This window comes from Merdimmobilis hominis, from assembly GCF_016901855.1.
Classification (GTDB): Bacteria; Bacillota; Clostridia; order Oscillospirales; family Ruminococcaceae; genus Paludihabitans.
The window spans coordinates 1-14845 of record NZ_JACJKY010000034.1 but is presented as its reverse complement, the minus strand read 5'-3'; the positions used below and the strand labels follow the sequence as shown (position 1 = coordinate 14845).

General features: G+C 47.1%; 16 protein-coding genes. 13 read left to right on the top strand and 3 right to left on the bottom strand.

Translation table 11 applies throughout. The features are described from left to right. The first annotated feature begins 108 nt into the window (after positions 1-108). Both H6A12_RS12465 and H6A12_RS12460 read left to right on the top strand, forming a co-directional pair. Positions 109-258 carry a hypothetical protein gene (locus H6A12_RS12465; protein WP_204448336.1) on the top strand — a complete coding sequence of 50 codons (150 nt, stop codon included), beginning with the start codon at positions 109-111 and terminating at the stop codon, positions 256-258. Positions 259-952: 694 nt separating this feature from the next. Further along, positions 953-2443, top strand: a complete 1491-nt coding sequence (locus tag H6A12_RS12460) for a hypothetical protein (RefSeq protein ID WP_204448334.1) — start codon at positions 953-955, stop codon at positions 2441-2443. A 58-nt stretch (positions 2444-2501) separates the two neighbouring features. On the opposite strand, the gene H6A12_RS12455 is transcribed toward H6A12_RS12460, so the two are convergent. From H6A12_RS12455 to H6A12_RS12445, 3 genes are all read right to left on the bottom strand, one after another. Next, positions 2502-3818, bottom strand: a complete 1317-nt coding sequence (locus H6A12_RS12455) for a hemolysin family protein (protein WP_204448331.1) — start codon at positions 3816-3818, stop codon at positions 2502-2504. Positions 3819-3960: 142 nt separating this feature from the next. After that, the gene (locus tag H6A12_RS12450; RefSeq protein WP_204448338.1) at positions 3961-4137 is read right to left on the bottom strand and encodes a DUF1540 domain-containing protein; all 177 of its coding nucleotides are present in this window, start codon (positions 4135-4137) and stop codon (positions 3961-3963) included. A 57-nt stretch (positions 4138-4194) separates the two neighbouring features. Then, entirely contained in the window at positions 4195-5562 is a 1368-nt protein-coding gene (locus H6A12_RS12445) for an MATE family efflux transporter (protein ID WP_204448328.1), read from the bottom strand. Positions 5563-5727: 165 nt separating this feature from the next. Between H6A12_RS12445 and H6A12_RS12440 the strand changes: the two genes are divergently transcribed. The 11 genes from H6A12_RS12440 (at position 5728) to ruvX (ending at position 14706) form a co-directional block, all read left to right on the top strand. Further along, positions 5728-7065, top strand: a complete 1338-nt coding sequence (locus tag H6A12_RS12440) for a D-alanyl-D-alanine carboxypeptidase family protein (protein ID WP_204448326.1) — start codon at positions 5728-5730, stop codon at positions 7063-7065. Between the two features lie 107 nt (positions 7066-7172). After that, positions 7173-8138 (top strand): glycosyltransferase family 2 protein, encoded by a 966-nt coding sequence (locus H6A12_RS12435; RefSeq protein ID WP_204448324.1) that lies wholly within the window; start codon positions 7173-7175, stop codon positions 8136-8138. Then, positions 8128-8568 carry a GtrA family protein gene (locus tag H6A12_RS12430; RefSeq protein WP_204448322.1) on the top strand — a complete coding sequence of 147 codons (441 nt, stop codon included), beginning with the start codon at positions 8128-8130 and terminating at the stop codon, positions 8566-8568. The genes H6A12_RS12435 and H6A12_RS12430 overlap by 11 nt, the downstream gene beginning before the upstream one ends. Before the next feature lie 83 nt (positions 8569-8651). Continuing rightward, complete coding sequence (locus tag H6A12_RS12425) at positions 8652-9836, top strand: zinc ribbon domain-containing protein (RefSeq protein ID WP_204448320.1); 1185 nt, start codon at positions 8652-8654, stop codon at positions 9834-9836. A 132-nt stretch (positions 9837-9968) separates the two neighbouring features. Further along, positions 9969-10613, top strand: a complete 645-nt coding sequence (locus H6A12_RS12420; protein ID WP_204448317.1) for a thiamine diphosphokinase — start codon at positions 9969-9971, stop codon at positions 10611-10613. Beyond that, complete coding sequence (locus H6A12_RS12415; protein WP_204448315.1) at positions 10613-11290, top strand: HAD family hydrolase; 678 nt, start codon at positions 10613-10615, stop codon at positions 11288-11290. Before H6A12_RS12420 ends, H6A12_RS12415 begins: the two co-directional genes overlap by 1 nt. A gap of 121 nt (positions 11291-11411) precedes the next feature. Beyond that, positions 11412-11882: a hypothetical protein gene (locus H6A12_RS12410; protein WP_204448313.1), complete on the top strand. Its 471-nt coding sequence runs from the start codon at positions 11412-11414 to the stop codon at positions 11880-11882. 14 nt (positions 11883-11896) lie between these two features. Next, positions 11897-12670 (top strand): dihydroorotate dehydrogenase electron transfer subunit, encoded by a 774-nt coding sequence (locus tag H6A12_RS12405; RefSeq protein WP_204448311.1) that lies wholly within the window; start codon positions 11897-11899, stop codon positions 12668-12670. After that, a complete protein-coding gene (locus H6A12_RS12400; protein ID WP_204448308.1) occupies positions 12670-13581 on the top strand; it encodes a dihydroorotate dehydrogenase in 912 nt (303 codons plus the stop codon). The genes H6A12_RS12405 and H6A12_RS12400 overlap by 1 nt, the downstream gene beginning before the upstream one ends. Next, positions 13575-14234, top strand: coding sequence for a histidine phosphatase family protein (locus H6A12_RS12395; RefSeq protein WP_204448306.1), 660 nt, complete (start codon positions 13575-13577; stop codon positions 14232-14234). The genes H6A12_RS12400 and H6A12_RS12395 overlap by 7 nt, the downstream gene beginning before the upstream one ends. 19 nt (positions 14235-14253) lie before the next feature. Then, the gene (gene ruvX / locus H6A12_RS12390; protein WP_204448305.1) at positions 14254-14706 is read left to right on the top strand and encodes a Holliday junction resolvase RuvX; all 453 of its coding nucleotides are present in this window, start codon (positions 14254-14256) and stop codon (positions 14704-14706) included. The last annotated feature ends 139 nt before the right edge of the window (positions 14707-14845 follow it).

Sequence of the window (14845 nt, the reverse complement as noted above, 5' to 3'; positions counted from 1 at the left end):
GCACTATTCAGGGTGTTGCCCAAAATGTCATTAAAGCACTGTAAGCACATTGAATGAAGGAGGGGTTAAGATGCAGGTATATGTGTCCAACAGAGAAATCGAACAAATATGGCGACTGCTATTGATGCGCTGGAAGCGACCACCAATGCGTTGGTTGACATTACTGAAAAGCTGAAACTGGCGCAGCAGACCACAGAGGAAATGTTTATTTCCAGTCCGGATGACAACGAGGATTCGCAGGATAATATTTCAGAGTAAGAACCTCAGTCCGCAAAATTCATAAATGGCATCTGTAGTGACGAAATATCACGCGTTAAAATGAACTGCGCGCTCTTGTAAAAGTGTGCGCAATTGTTTTTTCTGTTTTGAAGTTTTGTGTGCGCACTTGCGGCGGATACCTATTTCGTAACAGTCAGACATAATAGATAAACCTGTTTCAAAGATATAGTGAAACAGGTTTATTTATTTTTTATTGAAAATTAAAAATAGCTTAGAACCTATATGATTGCGAAAATCAATTCGCGTACTCATATTCAAACGAAGCTTTTGATGACTCAAACGAAAAAAGTGTGTCCCCTCCTTGTGCAAATGGATAGGATGCTCGGCAAGCGGCGCTCTCATGAATGGTTCGATTCATTTTCCCGCTTACGAGCGCAAACAAAGGGCGCGCATGTTTCTCGATTCGTTCAGAAAAGCATCTTTTTATGCGGCAAATTTACCGTCCTGATATGATCGGAAAAACATTGAAAAACCCAATTTGTTTTGCTATAATCTATAAATGTCGACGGTTGTTCGCGTTTTATCTGTATAGATATTACAAGTGAAGCAAGTGCTTGCACAAATGTTTCGAACGACCGCTGACACATAGTGATAGAAGCATTTTTCCATAGTATTGTGACAGATGCTTCTGATTGGTTCATATGAACAAAGTGGAGTAAGGAGGAATGTTCAAATGAAACAAACAAAACATTCATTGGTTGTCAGCGCTGTGTCGCTGCTGCTGAGTGCAGCCATGCTTTTGGGAATAACATTTGCGTGGTTCACAGACGGTGTTGTCAACAAAAATAATGCAATTCAAGCAGGCACATTGCTGATGGATGCATATGTGTATGATTTGAGCACAGATGGAACCGGACAGAGCTTTCAGATTAAAGATGTCAACGGTGGAGATCCGTTTGTATTCAGTGCAGCAGGAAGAAATCTGAAAGAAAACAGTGCACCGATTATTTCTGAGCAGAACTGGGAACCGGGTGTTTCCTCTGCGAAGCTGTTAACAATTCAAAACAGCGGAACACTTGCGCAAAAAATCAAACTGCAGTTTCAGACATCGGGTGGATTGACAGATGCACTTTGGTTTGATTTTGTGCAGGTGAATGAAAACGGCGAGGTTACAGGCAATTTCCAGAAACGTCCGATGAATACGCTTTCGACGTTTACGCAAAATCTCGAACTTCCGTTGGTGAATACCGGCGATGCTGTTACATTTATTCTGGTGTACGGCATGTATGAAGATGCAGCAAATGAGTATATGAACGAGACATTTTCTGCGGATGTCACCATTTTGGGTGCACAGTATTCGTTTGAAACCGATGGATTCGGCAGCAGCTCATATGACAGTGATGCTGAATATGATGTGATCGATGTTTCCAATGCAAGTGATCTGCAAGCAGCAGCGCAGGCAGGTAAAAACGTCAGACTGACACAGAATATCGCAACGACTGACGAAATTGTGTTTGCCGATGATGCCAAACTGTATTTAAACGGCCAGACCCTCACAGTCAACGGCGGCAAAAATGCAGTCAAAGCTGATGAAGGCAAAACCCTGACCGTTTACGGCAGCGGAACGGTGAACGGCGCGCTGTATGCAAATAAAAATGCCACACTGATTGTCAACGGCGGCAGTGATTTTAAAGTAGACTCCGATTCCATTATGGGATGGGCTGTTTATGGTGGAAACGGTGCAACGGTTCAGTTGAACGGCGGCACCTATACGGCTTCTCAGGAAGGTCCGACCATTCAGGTGAACAGTATGATGGGAAAAGCATCTCTTTCTATGAAAGATGTCACTGTCAATGTGGGTTCAGCTTCGGTGCTGGATTCTTATGGTGTTTATTCGAATGCACCCGAAAATGTTCTGGAGAACGTCACAGTCAATGCACAGTACAGCCGTGCACTCTACTTTAACAGCGAGTCCAGTCATGTTGTCATCAAAGGCGGTACGTTTACCACAGACAAAATTTCCGGTGCGCCGAATCCGACCATTCAGTACAGTGGCACACTCGAGATTTCGGATGCAGTAATTAACCGTGTAGGTACTGGTATTTTGTATCGGAAAACATTCCCGAAACCGACTGAGGTTGTAGGTCTTACCATGGAAAATGTTACGTTCCATCAGGCGGACCCGTCTGCTGCTGCATACCAGGATACAGACTATAACAGATAACAGCGGCAGTCAGTTTATGTGAATAAAAATACCCTGTCCAGTATCGGACAGGGTATTTTTATTCAGTATCACTTGATGTTGTGTCTGTTTTTTCCACACGGACAATTGAAATATGTTTGCCATCCATCTGTTCAGCCACAAATCGAACAGTACCGTGTGTGATAACCGGAAGCTGCTGTGCAGAAGGAATATATCCGAGCTGTTCGATCATAAAACCGGATACGGTATCACAGTTGGTGTCGGGAACTTCAAGCTCAAGTTCATTGTACAATTCTTCGAGCGGCATGTTTCCGACAACGCGGTAGATATTATCAGTGATTTTAGTGAAATCGGGCATTGCATGATCGTTTTCATCCTGAATCTGTCCGACAATTTCTTCGGCAAGATCTTCGATGGTGACAACACCGGAAAAACCGCCGTATTCGTCAATCAGCACGGCAATATGTACATGTGCGCTCTGCATTTCTTTGAGCAGGATGTTTGCCGGTTTTGAGTCGGGAACAAAATAAGGCGGGCGAATCAGTGCGGACAGTGAAACGTCTTCCCCTTTGACAATCTGTTTTGCGATGTCTTTGACGTAGATGACACCGATGATTTTATCGATGTTCTCCTCGTAAACCGGAATGCGGGAGAACCCGCTGTCGATCATCCGCGCGATCATATCGTTTTGTTCGCGTGTAATATCGATTGCCACAACCTTGCGGCGGGGAACCATAATATCCCGCGCCGTTTTGTCATCGAATGCGAACACCGAGTTGATCATTTTCTTTGAATCATTGTCAAACTGTGCAGACAAAACTTGTGCGCGAATTTCTTCTTCCGTTACCGGTTCTTCCTCTTCCTCGGGTTTCATGCCGAGCAAACGAAGAAATCCGTTTGTGGAAACCGAGAGAAGCTTGATGAACGGAGAGAGAATTTTTGAGATGAACAAGATCGGGCGAACCGTCATCATGCTGAATTGATCAGCACGCTTTAATGCGACTCGTTTTGGAACCAGCTCACCGAACACCAGGGTGAAGTACGACAGAATGAGCGTGACACCCACAACGGCAATCGTACCGCTGTATGGAATGGAAAAGCCGGCAAGCCACTGACCGAGAATTTGTGAAATACCGGTTGCTGCGGATGCACTCGAGAAAAATCCGGCAAATGTGATTGCCACCTGAATGGTGGAGAGAAACTTTGTCGAGTCAGAGAAAAGCTGTTCCACACATTGTGCTTTTTTGTTTCCTTTTTGTGCAAGCGAATGAATTTTTGATTTGTTGACAGAAACGACCGCCATTTCGGCACCTGCAAAAAAAGCGTTGATCAACGTTAATAAGAGCAACACCAAAAGCTGTGCCGCGATTTGAAGACCGTTAGGGTCAGGGTCCATGAGAAAAAACCTCCTTCATAAAATTAAGAAGAGTATATCATATGGACAGCGGCTGATACAAGTGTTGTTTTTGGGCAAAAAAAGCAAAAAAGCGTCAAAAAGAGAACGAACGATATGCGGGACATCGTTCGTTCTCTTTTTCTTACGATTTCTTTACGAATGATTTGCAGTCGATGCACTCACACATCGTCGGATTTGCTTCGTGGGTTCCGATCATGACGGAATCGAGCGAACAGTAATCTTTCGACTGACAGTGGTATGCACACTGACTGACGGTACAACGAATGCTCTGGTTTGCATGGTTACAGCAATTTGCCATCATAAACGCCTCCTTTTGCACTTAGGTGCAAAAACAGTATGTGCGAAAATGACGGGATTATTCATGCGAAGCAAGCGGATGAATTTTTGTTCGTTTGACGTGGATTAAGAACAGCGCACTCAGTGCAAGCGAAATGAGCTCAGCGATCGGGAACGACCACCAAACGGCGCTTAAGACACCGGTTTGCGCAAGCAAAAATGCTGCAGGAAGCAAAACGACGAGCTGACGGCCGACGGAAACATAAAGACTGAGCATGCCGTTGCCCATTGCCTGGAACACCGAACTGCAAATAATAGCAAATCCGGCAAACAAAAAGCTCAAGGAAATGATTCGCAGCGCCGGTACACCGATTTCGATCAGTTTTGCGGAAGCGTTGAACATGGACAGCAGTGTCTGCGGAATCAGCAGAAACGCTACAGTACCGATCAGCATTAAGATGGTTGCATAAATTACGCTGTATTTGATTGCCGCATTGATTCGTTTCGGGCGGCGCGCGCCGTAGTTATACGAAACGATCGGGACAAGTCCGTTGTTTAAGCCAAAGACCGGCATGAAAATAAAGCTTTGCAGTTTAAAGTATACGCCGAATACAGTGGTTGCCGTTTCGGTAAAACGGATCAGAATCAGGTTCATGCCATAGGTCATGACAGAAGAAATCGACGCCATGATGATCGACGGCACACCGACAGAATAGATGCGTTTGATCGTATGGCCATGCGGGCGGAATCCGCGGATACTGACGGTTACTTCGTGGTTTTTGTGATGATTGATAAATACCGAGAGGACAGCTGCAAGAATCTGTCCGATCACAGTTGCTGCTGCAGCGCCTGCGATGCCCATTTTCGGGAATCCGAATAAACCGAAGATCATAATCGGGTCAAGGATAATGTTGATGATGGCACCGGTTGACTGTGTAATCATGGTAAGCAGTGTGCGTCCGGTTGCCTGAAGCAGGCGTTCAAATGTAATCTGGAAAAAGACACCGAACGAAAAGACGCAGCAGATGGTCAGATATGTGGTACCCATGTCGACAATCTCGGGAATCTGCGTTTGGGACAAGAAGAATAATCTCGAACCGAAAATTCCAAGAAAAATAAAAGCGATGGAGCTTAACAGTGCCAGGAATAAGCCGTTATTTGCTGCGAGATCGACATTCTTTTTGTCTTTTTCGCCAAGGCTTTTGGAAAGCATGGCATTGATGCCGACGCCGGTGCCTGTGGCAACCGCGATGATGAGGTTTTGAATCGGAAAGGCAAGAGAAACCGCTGTCAGCGCATTTTCGCTGATTTGCGCGACGAAAATACTGTCTACAATATTATAAAGCGCTTGAATCAGCATGGAAATCATGATCGGCAGCGACATGGTAATCAATAAACGATTAACGGGCATGACACCCATCTTATTTTCGGCAAGTTCATTCGACATATGCCCCACTCCTTTTTTTGACAAAATAAAAGGGAGGCTTTCGCATCCCGGAGTTTATGATATCACGATCGTCGAAATTCGTCAAGTTTTTTCCGAATTGTTGACAAGCGTTCTTTTCATTCGGTATAATTTGAAGCAGAAAGAAAAAAGATGGAGAGAGCAGGTATGAAACGGTTTATTCTGGTTGTTTTAACACTGGTAATCTTTTTTGCGTCTGCGGCGGGGACACAGGCTGCTGAATATACACAGCCGATCTATTCGCGCAGTGCGTATTTTGTCAATTTGAATACGGGACGTGTTCTGTTTGAAAAAGAAGCAGATACACGCATGGCACCTGCATCGCTTACGAAGATGATGACGGTGCTTTTGGCGATTGAGATGTGTGACGATCCGGAAAATACAATGGTGACCATCCCGAGCCAATCGCTGTTTACGGATGTGATTGTTGAAAACGGTGCGCGGATTTATTTGCAGGAGGGCGAGCAGATTTCTGTGCAGTCGCTCATCTATGCGACAATGATCAAAAGCGCGTGCGATTCTGCAACAGCGCTTGCGTGGTATTTCGGAGACGGCGATGTCAATCAGTTCTTTGATCTGATGAACCAAAAGGCACAGTCGCTCGGTATGGTGAATACCCATTTTGCCAACGCACACGGACTGGATGCAGAAGACCATTACAGCACTGCGCGCGACATGGCGATTTTAACACAAGCCGCACTCAAAAACGAAACATTCCGCGATGTGATTTCGAATGTTTCCTATGTATTGCCTGCAACGAACAAAAGTGCACAGCGGACCGTTTCGTATACGATCGGTATGCTTGACCCGGACAACGAAGAGGATTATTATCCGGATGCATTCGGTGTCAAATCGGGATATACCGGCAATGCGGGCCGGTGCTTGAGTACGACAGCTACACGCGACGGACAAACATATCTGTGCGTGGTGCTGGGCGCCAATTTGGATCAGCCGCCTGCCGGATACGGGAACCCGAATTTGACATATGCCGATTCGAAAGCGCTGTATGAATGGGCGTTTGAAACGTATGCACAGACAGAGGCGGTTCCGGATGATTTTTCGCAGGAAGTGCCTGTGGTACACGGAAAAGCAAAAACAGTTGCCGCAATGATGCAGACGGTCACTCAGGTACTGATTGCGCCCGATGAAACGCTTACTTACACCTATCAAATGAACGAATCGGTGGAAGCGCCGGTGAAAGCGGGAGAGACCGTGCTTGGAACGATGAATGTTCTTCGTGATGGCGAAGTGATTGATGAAGTCACCCTGGTTGCAAAAGAATCTGTGGAGGCGCTCCCGTATCCGAAATGGCTGTCCGGACTTGCGTGGTTTGGCATTCATCCGCTGTGGATCATTTTACTGCTTCTGCTGCTTATTATGATTGTTGGATTGTATCTGCGCTATCGGTATGTGCAGAGTGTCAAACGTAAGCGTGCAGCACGGCGCGCACGCCGCCGCAAAACAGCTGCACCGCGTCGGCTTTAAATGAATAAAATGAGGAACAATGCACGACTTTTTCAAAAAAAGGTCGTGCATTTTTAAAAAGATTGCGGTATACTTTGAATAGAATAACAATTTTTAGGGAGGATCGGATGAAGAATAGATTGTTTACGGTGATTCCGTGCTATAACGAGGAAGAAGTGCTTTCGGAAACGGCACGCCGCCTGCGGAAAAAATATACTGCACTCATGCAAAGCGGACAGATTGCAAAAGACAGTCGGATAGCCTTTGTCAATGACGGCTCGTCAGATCGTACATGGCAGATCATCTGCGATCTTCATGCACAGGACCCGGTGTTTACGGGAATTGATCTAAGCCGAAACCGCGGTCATCAAAACGCACTGATTGCAGGTCTTTTGACGGTGAAAGCGCATGCAGATATGGTGATTTCCATGGATGCCGATTTGCAGGATGACATTGATGCGATGGATGAAATGATTGAGAAATACCATGAAGGCTGTGATATTGTGTATGGTGTGCGCAACAGCCGCAAAAAAGATTCGTTTTTCAAACGGACAACCGCGGAAGCATTTTACCGGCTGATGAACCGACTCGGTGCAAAAACGGTATTTAACCATGCGGATTATCGGCTGATGAGCCGGCGTGCATTGGATGGGCTTGCACAGTTTCGGGAGGTCAATCTTTTTCTGCGCGGTCTTGTTCCCATGATCGGCTATCGAACAGATACTGTTTTATATGAACGGCATGAGCGGTTTGCGGGTGAAAGCAAATATCCGCTGAAAAAAATGCTTTCGTTTGCGTTTGAAGGGATTACCTCGCTGAGTACAAAACCAATTCGGATGATCAGTGCACTCGGCTTTTTGTTGTTCTTTATAAGCATCCTCATGTCGATTATTTTTATTGTCGAGTTCTTTTTGGGACAGACTGTATCCGGCTGGGCGAGTTTGATTGTGAGCATCTGGGCGATCGGCGGACTTTTGATGCTTGCCATCGGCGTGGTCGGCGAATATATCGGAAAAATTTATATGGAAGTCAAGGACCGTCCGCGCTTTTTGATTGCACGCTTTTTGGAAGAAGAGGATGAACATGAAGAGTAAGGAGATCGCTTCGCATTCGTTTGTTCGCTTTTTACTGGTCGGAGTGCTTAACACGGTACTGAGCGCTGTGCTGATGTTTTTGCTGTATGACGGCTTTCATCTGTCCTATTGGCCGGCAACAGCGATTGCCTATGTGGCAGGCGCGGTGGTCAGTTTCTTTTTAAATTTCCGGTTTACCTTTAAAAGCAATGCAAATCCTGCGTTGGCTGCATTGCGTTTTGCCGTGAATGTCGCTGTATGCTATGTGATTGCATACAGCCTTGCACAGCCGCTTGTAAAAACTGTATTTTCCGGTGTTTTGACGCCTGAATGGTCGGAACGTGCGGCAATGGTTGCCGGAATGGGACTCTATACAATCCTCAATTATCTTGGACAGCGTTTTTTTGCATTTCGGCGCCGAAAAAGCGGAAATCATGATGAAAAAAGATAGTTTCCCTTGACTTTAGTACTGTAAAATGATACACTTTGCATAGAAAATACGATTCTTTTTGAAGGAATAAGGAGTGAAGAATCATGAGAAATTGTCCTGCATGCGGAACACCAAACTTGGACAGTGATTTTTATTGTCAGCATTGCGGATCCTCTTTGTTTGCCTCTCCGCAGTCTGCTGTGAACGGACAGCGCGCAGATTGGAAACAGACATTTCGGCGTTATGTCGGCTCGCCGCTTTTCCTTGCAGCAGCCATTGTTTATGCGCTTTCTGTGCTGATCAGCGTGGGAATTCAGATGTATAACTGGGTGCTGATGCCAGATGCTATGGCACAGACCGTTTATCAGATCAGCCGATCACTTGGAATGACGGATCTTTCTTCTTGGATTGTCAATAACACGGAGATGGCAAACGCCGTTGCGCTTGTGATCAATCTGGCAACAATGCTGCCGCAATTTTTGATTGTTTCCGGTCTTCTTGCGTTTTATGTTTCGTGCAAGCGTAAGGGCGATCAGATTAAGACAGGCGGCCTTTCCATTTTGAATGTCATCATTATTGTGCTGATGTCGTTCACAATTTTGGCGCTTGCATTGCTTTTGTTTGTGTTCCTGCTGATGCTGATTGTCATTGCAGTAGAAGAAGACGTATGGCCGTTCATGATTGCAATCGTTGCTGTTCTGATTGGATTATCTGCAACATTGTTTTATCAAATTGCTCTTCTGCGTACGATCAGTGCGATTCGTCACGCAGCCGCAACAGGTGTCCGTTCCGGTTCCGTTTCGATGTTTGTCATCGTTTGGAATTTTATTCTTGCATCGTGTCTGACTATTATTGTACTGGCGCTTACGCTGCAAGGGTATTATCAGCTTGAGTTCTTTTCGCTTTCGTCGGCGATTATTTCGGTACTGTCAATCGTGTTTTATGTATTGATCGCATTGGTGCTGCTAAGTTACCGTAATCATGTGGAACCGGTGCTCCAAAAACCAGCTCCGCGGTTTGCAATGCAGCCGCAGTATCCGCAGCCGATGCAGCCGCAGTATCCGCAGCCGATGCAGCCGCAGTATCCGCAGCCGATGCAGCCGCAGTACCAGCAGCCGATGCAGCCGCAGTATCCGCAGCCGGTGCAGCCGCAGTATCAGCAGCCGGTGCAGTCACAGTATCAGTACCAATATCAGCAGCCGGCACAGCCGCAGTATCCGCAACAGGATCGCGAAGTCATTGATGTAGATCCTTCGCAGCTGCGTCCGGATCAGGAGTCAATGCAGTAATATGTAATATTTTCACATCATTGATATTGACTTTTCGTCAGGGAACAGATATCATAAATAAAGACAGTACAGGGGAAGCGGGGGGACCGGCTTTCCCTGTTTTGGTTTTCAAATGAAAAGAGGGATGTTTTCATGGAGAAAAAGCCGATTTGTTATATTGCAGGAGCAGGAAAATGGAACGGAGAATCGTTTGTGCCGCGGGACGGCGACTGCGTGATTGCAGCAGACGGCGGTTATCGGTATTTGCTTGAAAGAGGAATTCGCGTAGATTTGGTAATGGGGGATTTTGATTCCTCCGAACGCCCCGATATTCGCAATGTGAAAGTGTATCCAAGAGAAAAAGATGAAACTGATTTGTATATTGCCGTTCGGGAAGGATTTGAACGCGGTTATCGGCGATTTGTCATTTACGGCGGCCTCGACGGCGAACGGTTTGACCATACAATCGGGAATCTGCAAATTATTGTTCGTTTGGCAAAGGAAGGCGCAACTGCTTGCCTGGTGGACGGAAAAACGACAATTACCGCTGTACATAATGGTACACTCATTTTGCCGCCGCAGCTGCGGGGATACCTGTCTGTATTTTCATTTTCTAATGAGGCACGCGGTGTATCACTGCGTGGATTTAAATATGAAATTGAGAATCATACACTTCATAACGATTTCCCGCTTGGCGTCAGTAATGAATTCACCGGACACACAGGGTATATTGAGGTCAATGACGGAACACTGCTTGTGGTCATTGAATCTCAAACAGGAGGCGTTGTATTACTGTAATGGCAAATGGGATGATTAAAATTGACGGAATCGACCGCGAGATTACGGGTGCAATTTTTGATTTGGACGGTACGCTGATTGATTCCATGCAGGTGTGGGTCGATGTTGACCGTGCATTCATGCGAGAACGCGGTCTTCCTTATGATGAAGAATATTTTGATGCGCTCAAACACATTACACTTGAGGATGCAGCCGATTATACAATCAAACGATATCATCTTTCCGATGATCCGCAGACGCTCATTGACTGGTGGATGGATGCCGCGACACGTGCATATCACGAGCAGGTGATGCTCAAGCCCTATGTGTATGAGTGGCTTTCGTATCTGCATGAAAACGGCGTAAAAATCGGACTTGCAACGGCATGTGAAACACCGCTGTTTCTTCCGGCGCTCAAACGGCTTGGGATTTTTTCGTTTTTTGATGCATATACAACACTGTCCGAAGTAACAAGAAGCAAACGATTTCCTGATATTTTTCTGCTTTCGGCTAAGCGTTTGGCAGTAAATCCTCAAAATTGCGTCGTCTTTGATGATGTCATTGACGGGCTCTTGGGGGCAAAGGATGCCGGCATGGCAGTGGTTGGCGTGTATGATGAAACGTCTGCATCGCTGCGTGCGGAAATTGAGGCAAGCACCAATTGTTATATCATGAATTTTGGCGAATTGCTTCCATAAAGAATCAAAAAAGCGGCGGTTTCGCCGCTTTTTGGCAAGCCGTGGTTTTTCTTGCGGAAAACGCGTTTTGTGTGCTATAATAAAGCAAATAAAACGTTTGTTTTATGAAGGAGATGACAATTTGATCAAACAGATCTGGACGGTGCGCAGTCCCGAGCGGTTGTTTGTGGGACTTGCGTGTGCGATTTGCGGTGTGATTACACTGTATACGGCACTCAATTTCTGGTATTTGCCGCCTCAGATTCCGATGCGTCTGATCGGAACGCAGAGCCGGCTTCTCACGGTTGTGCTGCCGGTTGTGCATATTGCGCTGTGTGCCTTTTTTGTGCTTCGGTATCGGAAAAACGGCGTACTGTTCCCGCTTTCTGAAACAGCGGACAGTCAGAGCGCAAAAGAACGCAGCAAGCTTTCACAGCAGACAAGAGTCATCTGCATGATGCTTTGTTCGGTAGCACTTGCGTTTTGGCAGCTTGACTGCTTGAATAAAGCAAAAGAACTGCCCGGATTCGGGCTGTTTCTGCCTGTTTTATGCGGCGTGCTCGCACTGCTTATGTATGTGCGCGGGCTGTTTCGGATTCATTCCATTAAATAAGGAGCGATCGATGAATGTTACAGAATGAAAAACTTGAAAAATATCTGATCTTGAAAAAAGAGATGCTTGCAAAATCGTGCGTGCGGCTGACGATTCGCTGTCCGGAGATTGCGAAAAAAGCATCTGCCGGCCAGTTTGCACATGTGCGTGCGAACGGATTTATGCTGCGCCGCCCGATTTCCATCAGTGAGATCGACAAAGAGGCAGGCACAATTCGTCTGGTGTTCGAAGTACGCGGCAAGGGCACTGCCGTGATCGCAGAACTGAATGCAGGCGATACAGTTGATATGCTGGCGCCGCTCGGCAATGGATTCACACTCGAAAAAGGCAAAAAAGTCGTGCTGTTAGGCGGCGGTATCGGAACACCTCCGATGCTCGAGATTGCCAAATTTTACGGCGCAGATGCAACGGTGATCACAGGCTTCCGCAGTGCATCGGCTGTGATTTTGCAGGATGATTTCAAAAAAACAGGTGCAAACGTGGTGCTTTGCACCGACGACGGTACAGCCGGTGAACACGGCTTTGTTACAGCGCCGCTCGCTCGTATTTTGGAAGAAGGAAACGTCGATCTTGTGTGTGCGTGCGGTCCGAACGGTATGTTAAAAGGTGTTGTGTCGCTCGCAAAAGAGCATGGCGTTTCCTGTGAAGTATCGCTCGAGGAACGCATGGGCTGCGGCGTGGGTGCTTGTTTGGTGTGCGCTTGCAAATCGGTGAAAAACGGCGAGGAATACTATGCACGTGTGTGCAAAGATGGTCCTGTGTTCAATGCAGAGGAGGTTACGTTATAATGGCAGATCTTTCGGTGAAAATGGCAGGCGTGCCGTTTAAAAATCCAATCATTCCGGCATCCGGCACGTTCGGATTTGGCTCAGAATATACCGACTACTATCCGGTGTCTGTGCTTGGCGGCATGTCGCTAAAAGGTACGACGCTGCACCAGCGTGCAGGCAATCCGCCGCCGCGTATTGCGGAAACACCGGCGGGAATGCTCAACTCTGTGGGACTTCAGAATCCGGGCATTGACGCATTTTTGGCGCACGAACTGCCGCTGATTGCAAACGAAGATACCGTAAAAATTGCAAATGTCGCAGGTTCAACCATTGAGGACTGCGAAGAGATTGCCAAAAAACTCGAGGGTACCGCGATTGACATGATCGAACTCAATATTTCGTGCCCGAACGTCAAACAGGGCGGCGTTGCATTTGGTGTCGACCCGAAAATGGCCGGTGCGGTCACACGCGCGGTTCGCAAGAATACAACCAAACCGCTGATGGTGAAGCTTTCTCCGAATGTCACCGATATCACAGAGATCGCACGTGCCGTGGAGGCAGAGGGCGCTGATGCGGTTTCGCTCATCAACACATTGCTTGGTATGCGGATTGACATCAACACCCGTCGTCCGATCCTTAAAAACAACGTGGGCGGTATGTCCGGTCCGGCGGTGTTCCCGATCGCACTGCGCATGGTATGGCAGGTCGCAAACGCCGTGAAGATTCCGGTTTCCGGCATGGGCGGCGTTTCCACATGGAAAGACGCCGTCGAAATGATGATGGCAGGCGCAACAACCGTGCAGATCGGTGCAGCACTGTTCCAGAATCCGATGGCGCCGGTCGAGATTATCGAGGGTATGAATGCATGGCTTGACGAGCAGGGCATTCAGAGTGTTTCGGAGATCATCGGGAGTGTGCGTCCATGGTGACAACGCTGTATATCGTGCGCCATGCACAGGCAAAGGGCAATATGGCGCGCACGTTTCAAGGTCAAATCAACAGTGATGTAAGCGAGGCAGGAGAGGTTCAGCTTTCACTGCTTAAAAAACGGTTTGAAACGATTCCGGTTGATGTGATTGTAACAAGTCCGCTTGTGCGGGCAAAAAAGACGGCGGAAGCGATTTTAGCGGCACAGCCGCAGGCGCAGTTTTTGCTGCGCGATGATTTAATGGAGATTAACGCCGGCGGATTTGAGGGACAAAAATGGGACGATCTTCCCCGGCTGTTCCCGGAAGAATTTGCTGTGTGGAGAGATGATCTTGCGCACTTTCAAGCGCCAAACGGTGAAAGCTGTGCCGAGGTATATGACCGCATGAAACGCGCCGCGTTTGATCTCGTGCAGACATATCAGGGAAAAACGATCGTCTTGGTTTCTCACGGATGTGCAGTGAAAAATCTGCTGTGCGCATTGAGCGGGCTGCCCATTCTGCGCATTTTTGAGATTCCGTGGGTGGAAAATACATCGGTGAGCCAAGTGTGTTTTGATGAATCCATGCAGCCGCAGGTTGTCTTTATGAATGACACACAGCATTTAAACGGCGTTAACCTTCCCGCGCCGGTTTATTGGGAAGGAAAACAGTGAGAATCAGGAGGCGAATGTTATGAAGATTTTGGCAGTTGATTACGGAGAGGCGAGAACCGGTCTTGCAATTTGTGACAGAACGGAGTTTCTGGCATCCCCGCTTGGTACGCTGTATGAAAAAGAATTTGCCCAGACAGTGACAAAAATCGTTTATACGATCCGGGAATATGGTGTGGAAGGCGTTGTAGTCGGTCATCCGGTCAATATGGACGGCTCCAGAGGCGAAAAAGCGCAGATTTGCGAACGGCTTGCAGATGCACTGCGGAAATTGACAGGTCTTCCGGTTGCACTTTGGGATGAGCGGCAGACCACCATGCAGGCGGCAACGTATTTGAACGAAACGAATGTCCGCGGTCAAAAACGCAAAGAAGTGATTGATCAGGTGGCGGCAACCATCATTTTGGAAAGTTATTTGGCATACCGCAAAAACGAAAAAGCTGCAAAAGAAAAAGCGGAATCAGAAGGAAAATAAAATTTAGCATGATAAAAAAGCACCCGGCAGGCGTTGAACTGCCCCAGATTGAGCGGACAGGAGAAAAAAGCCCCTGGTAGGAAAATATTGAGTTTTAGGAGGAGTGGCGGAGCGTGAGCGGCGCCACTCCTGTTTTGTA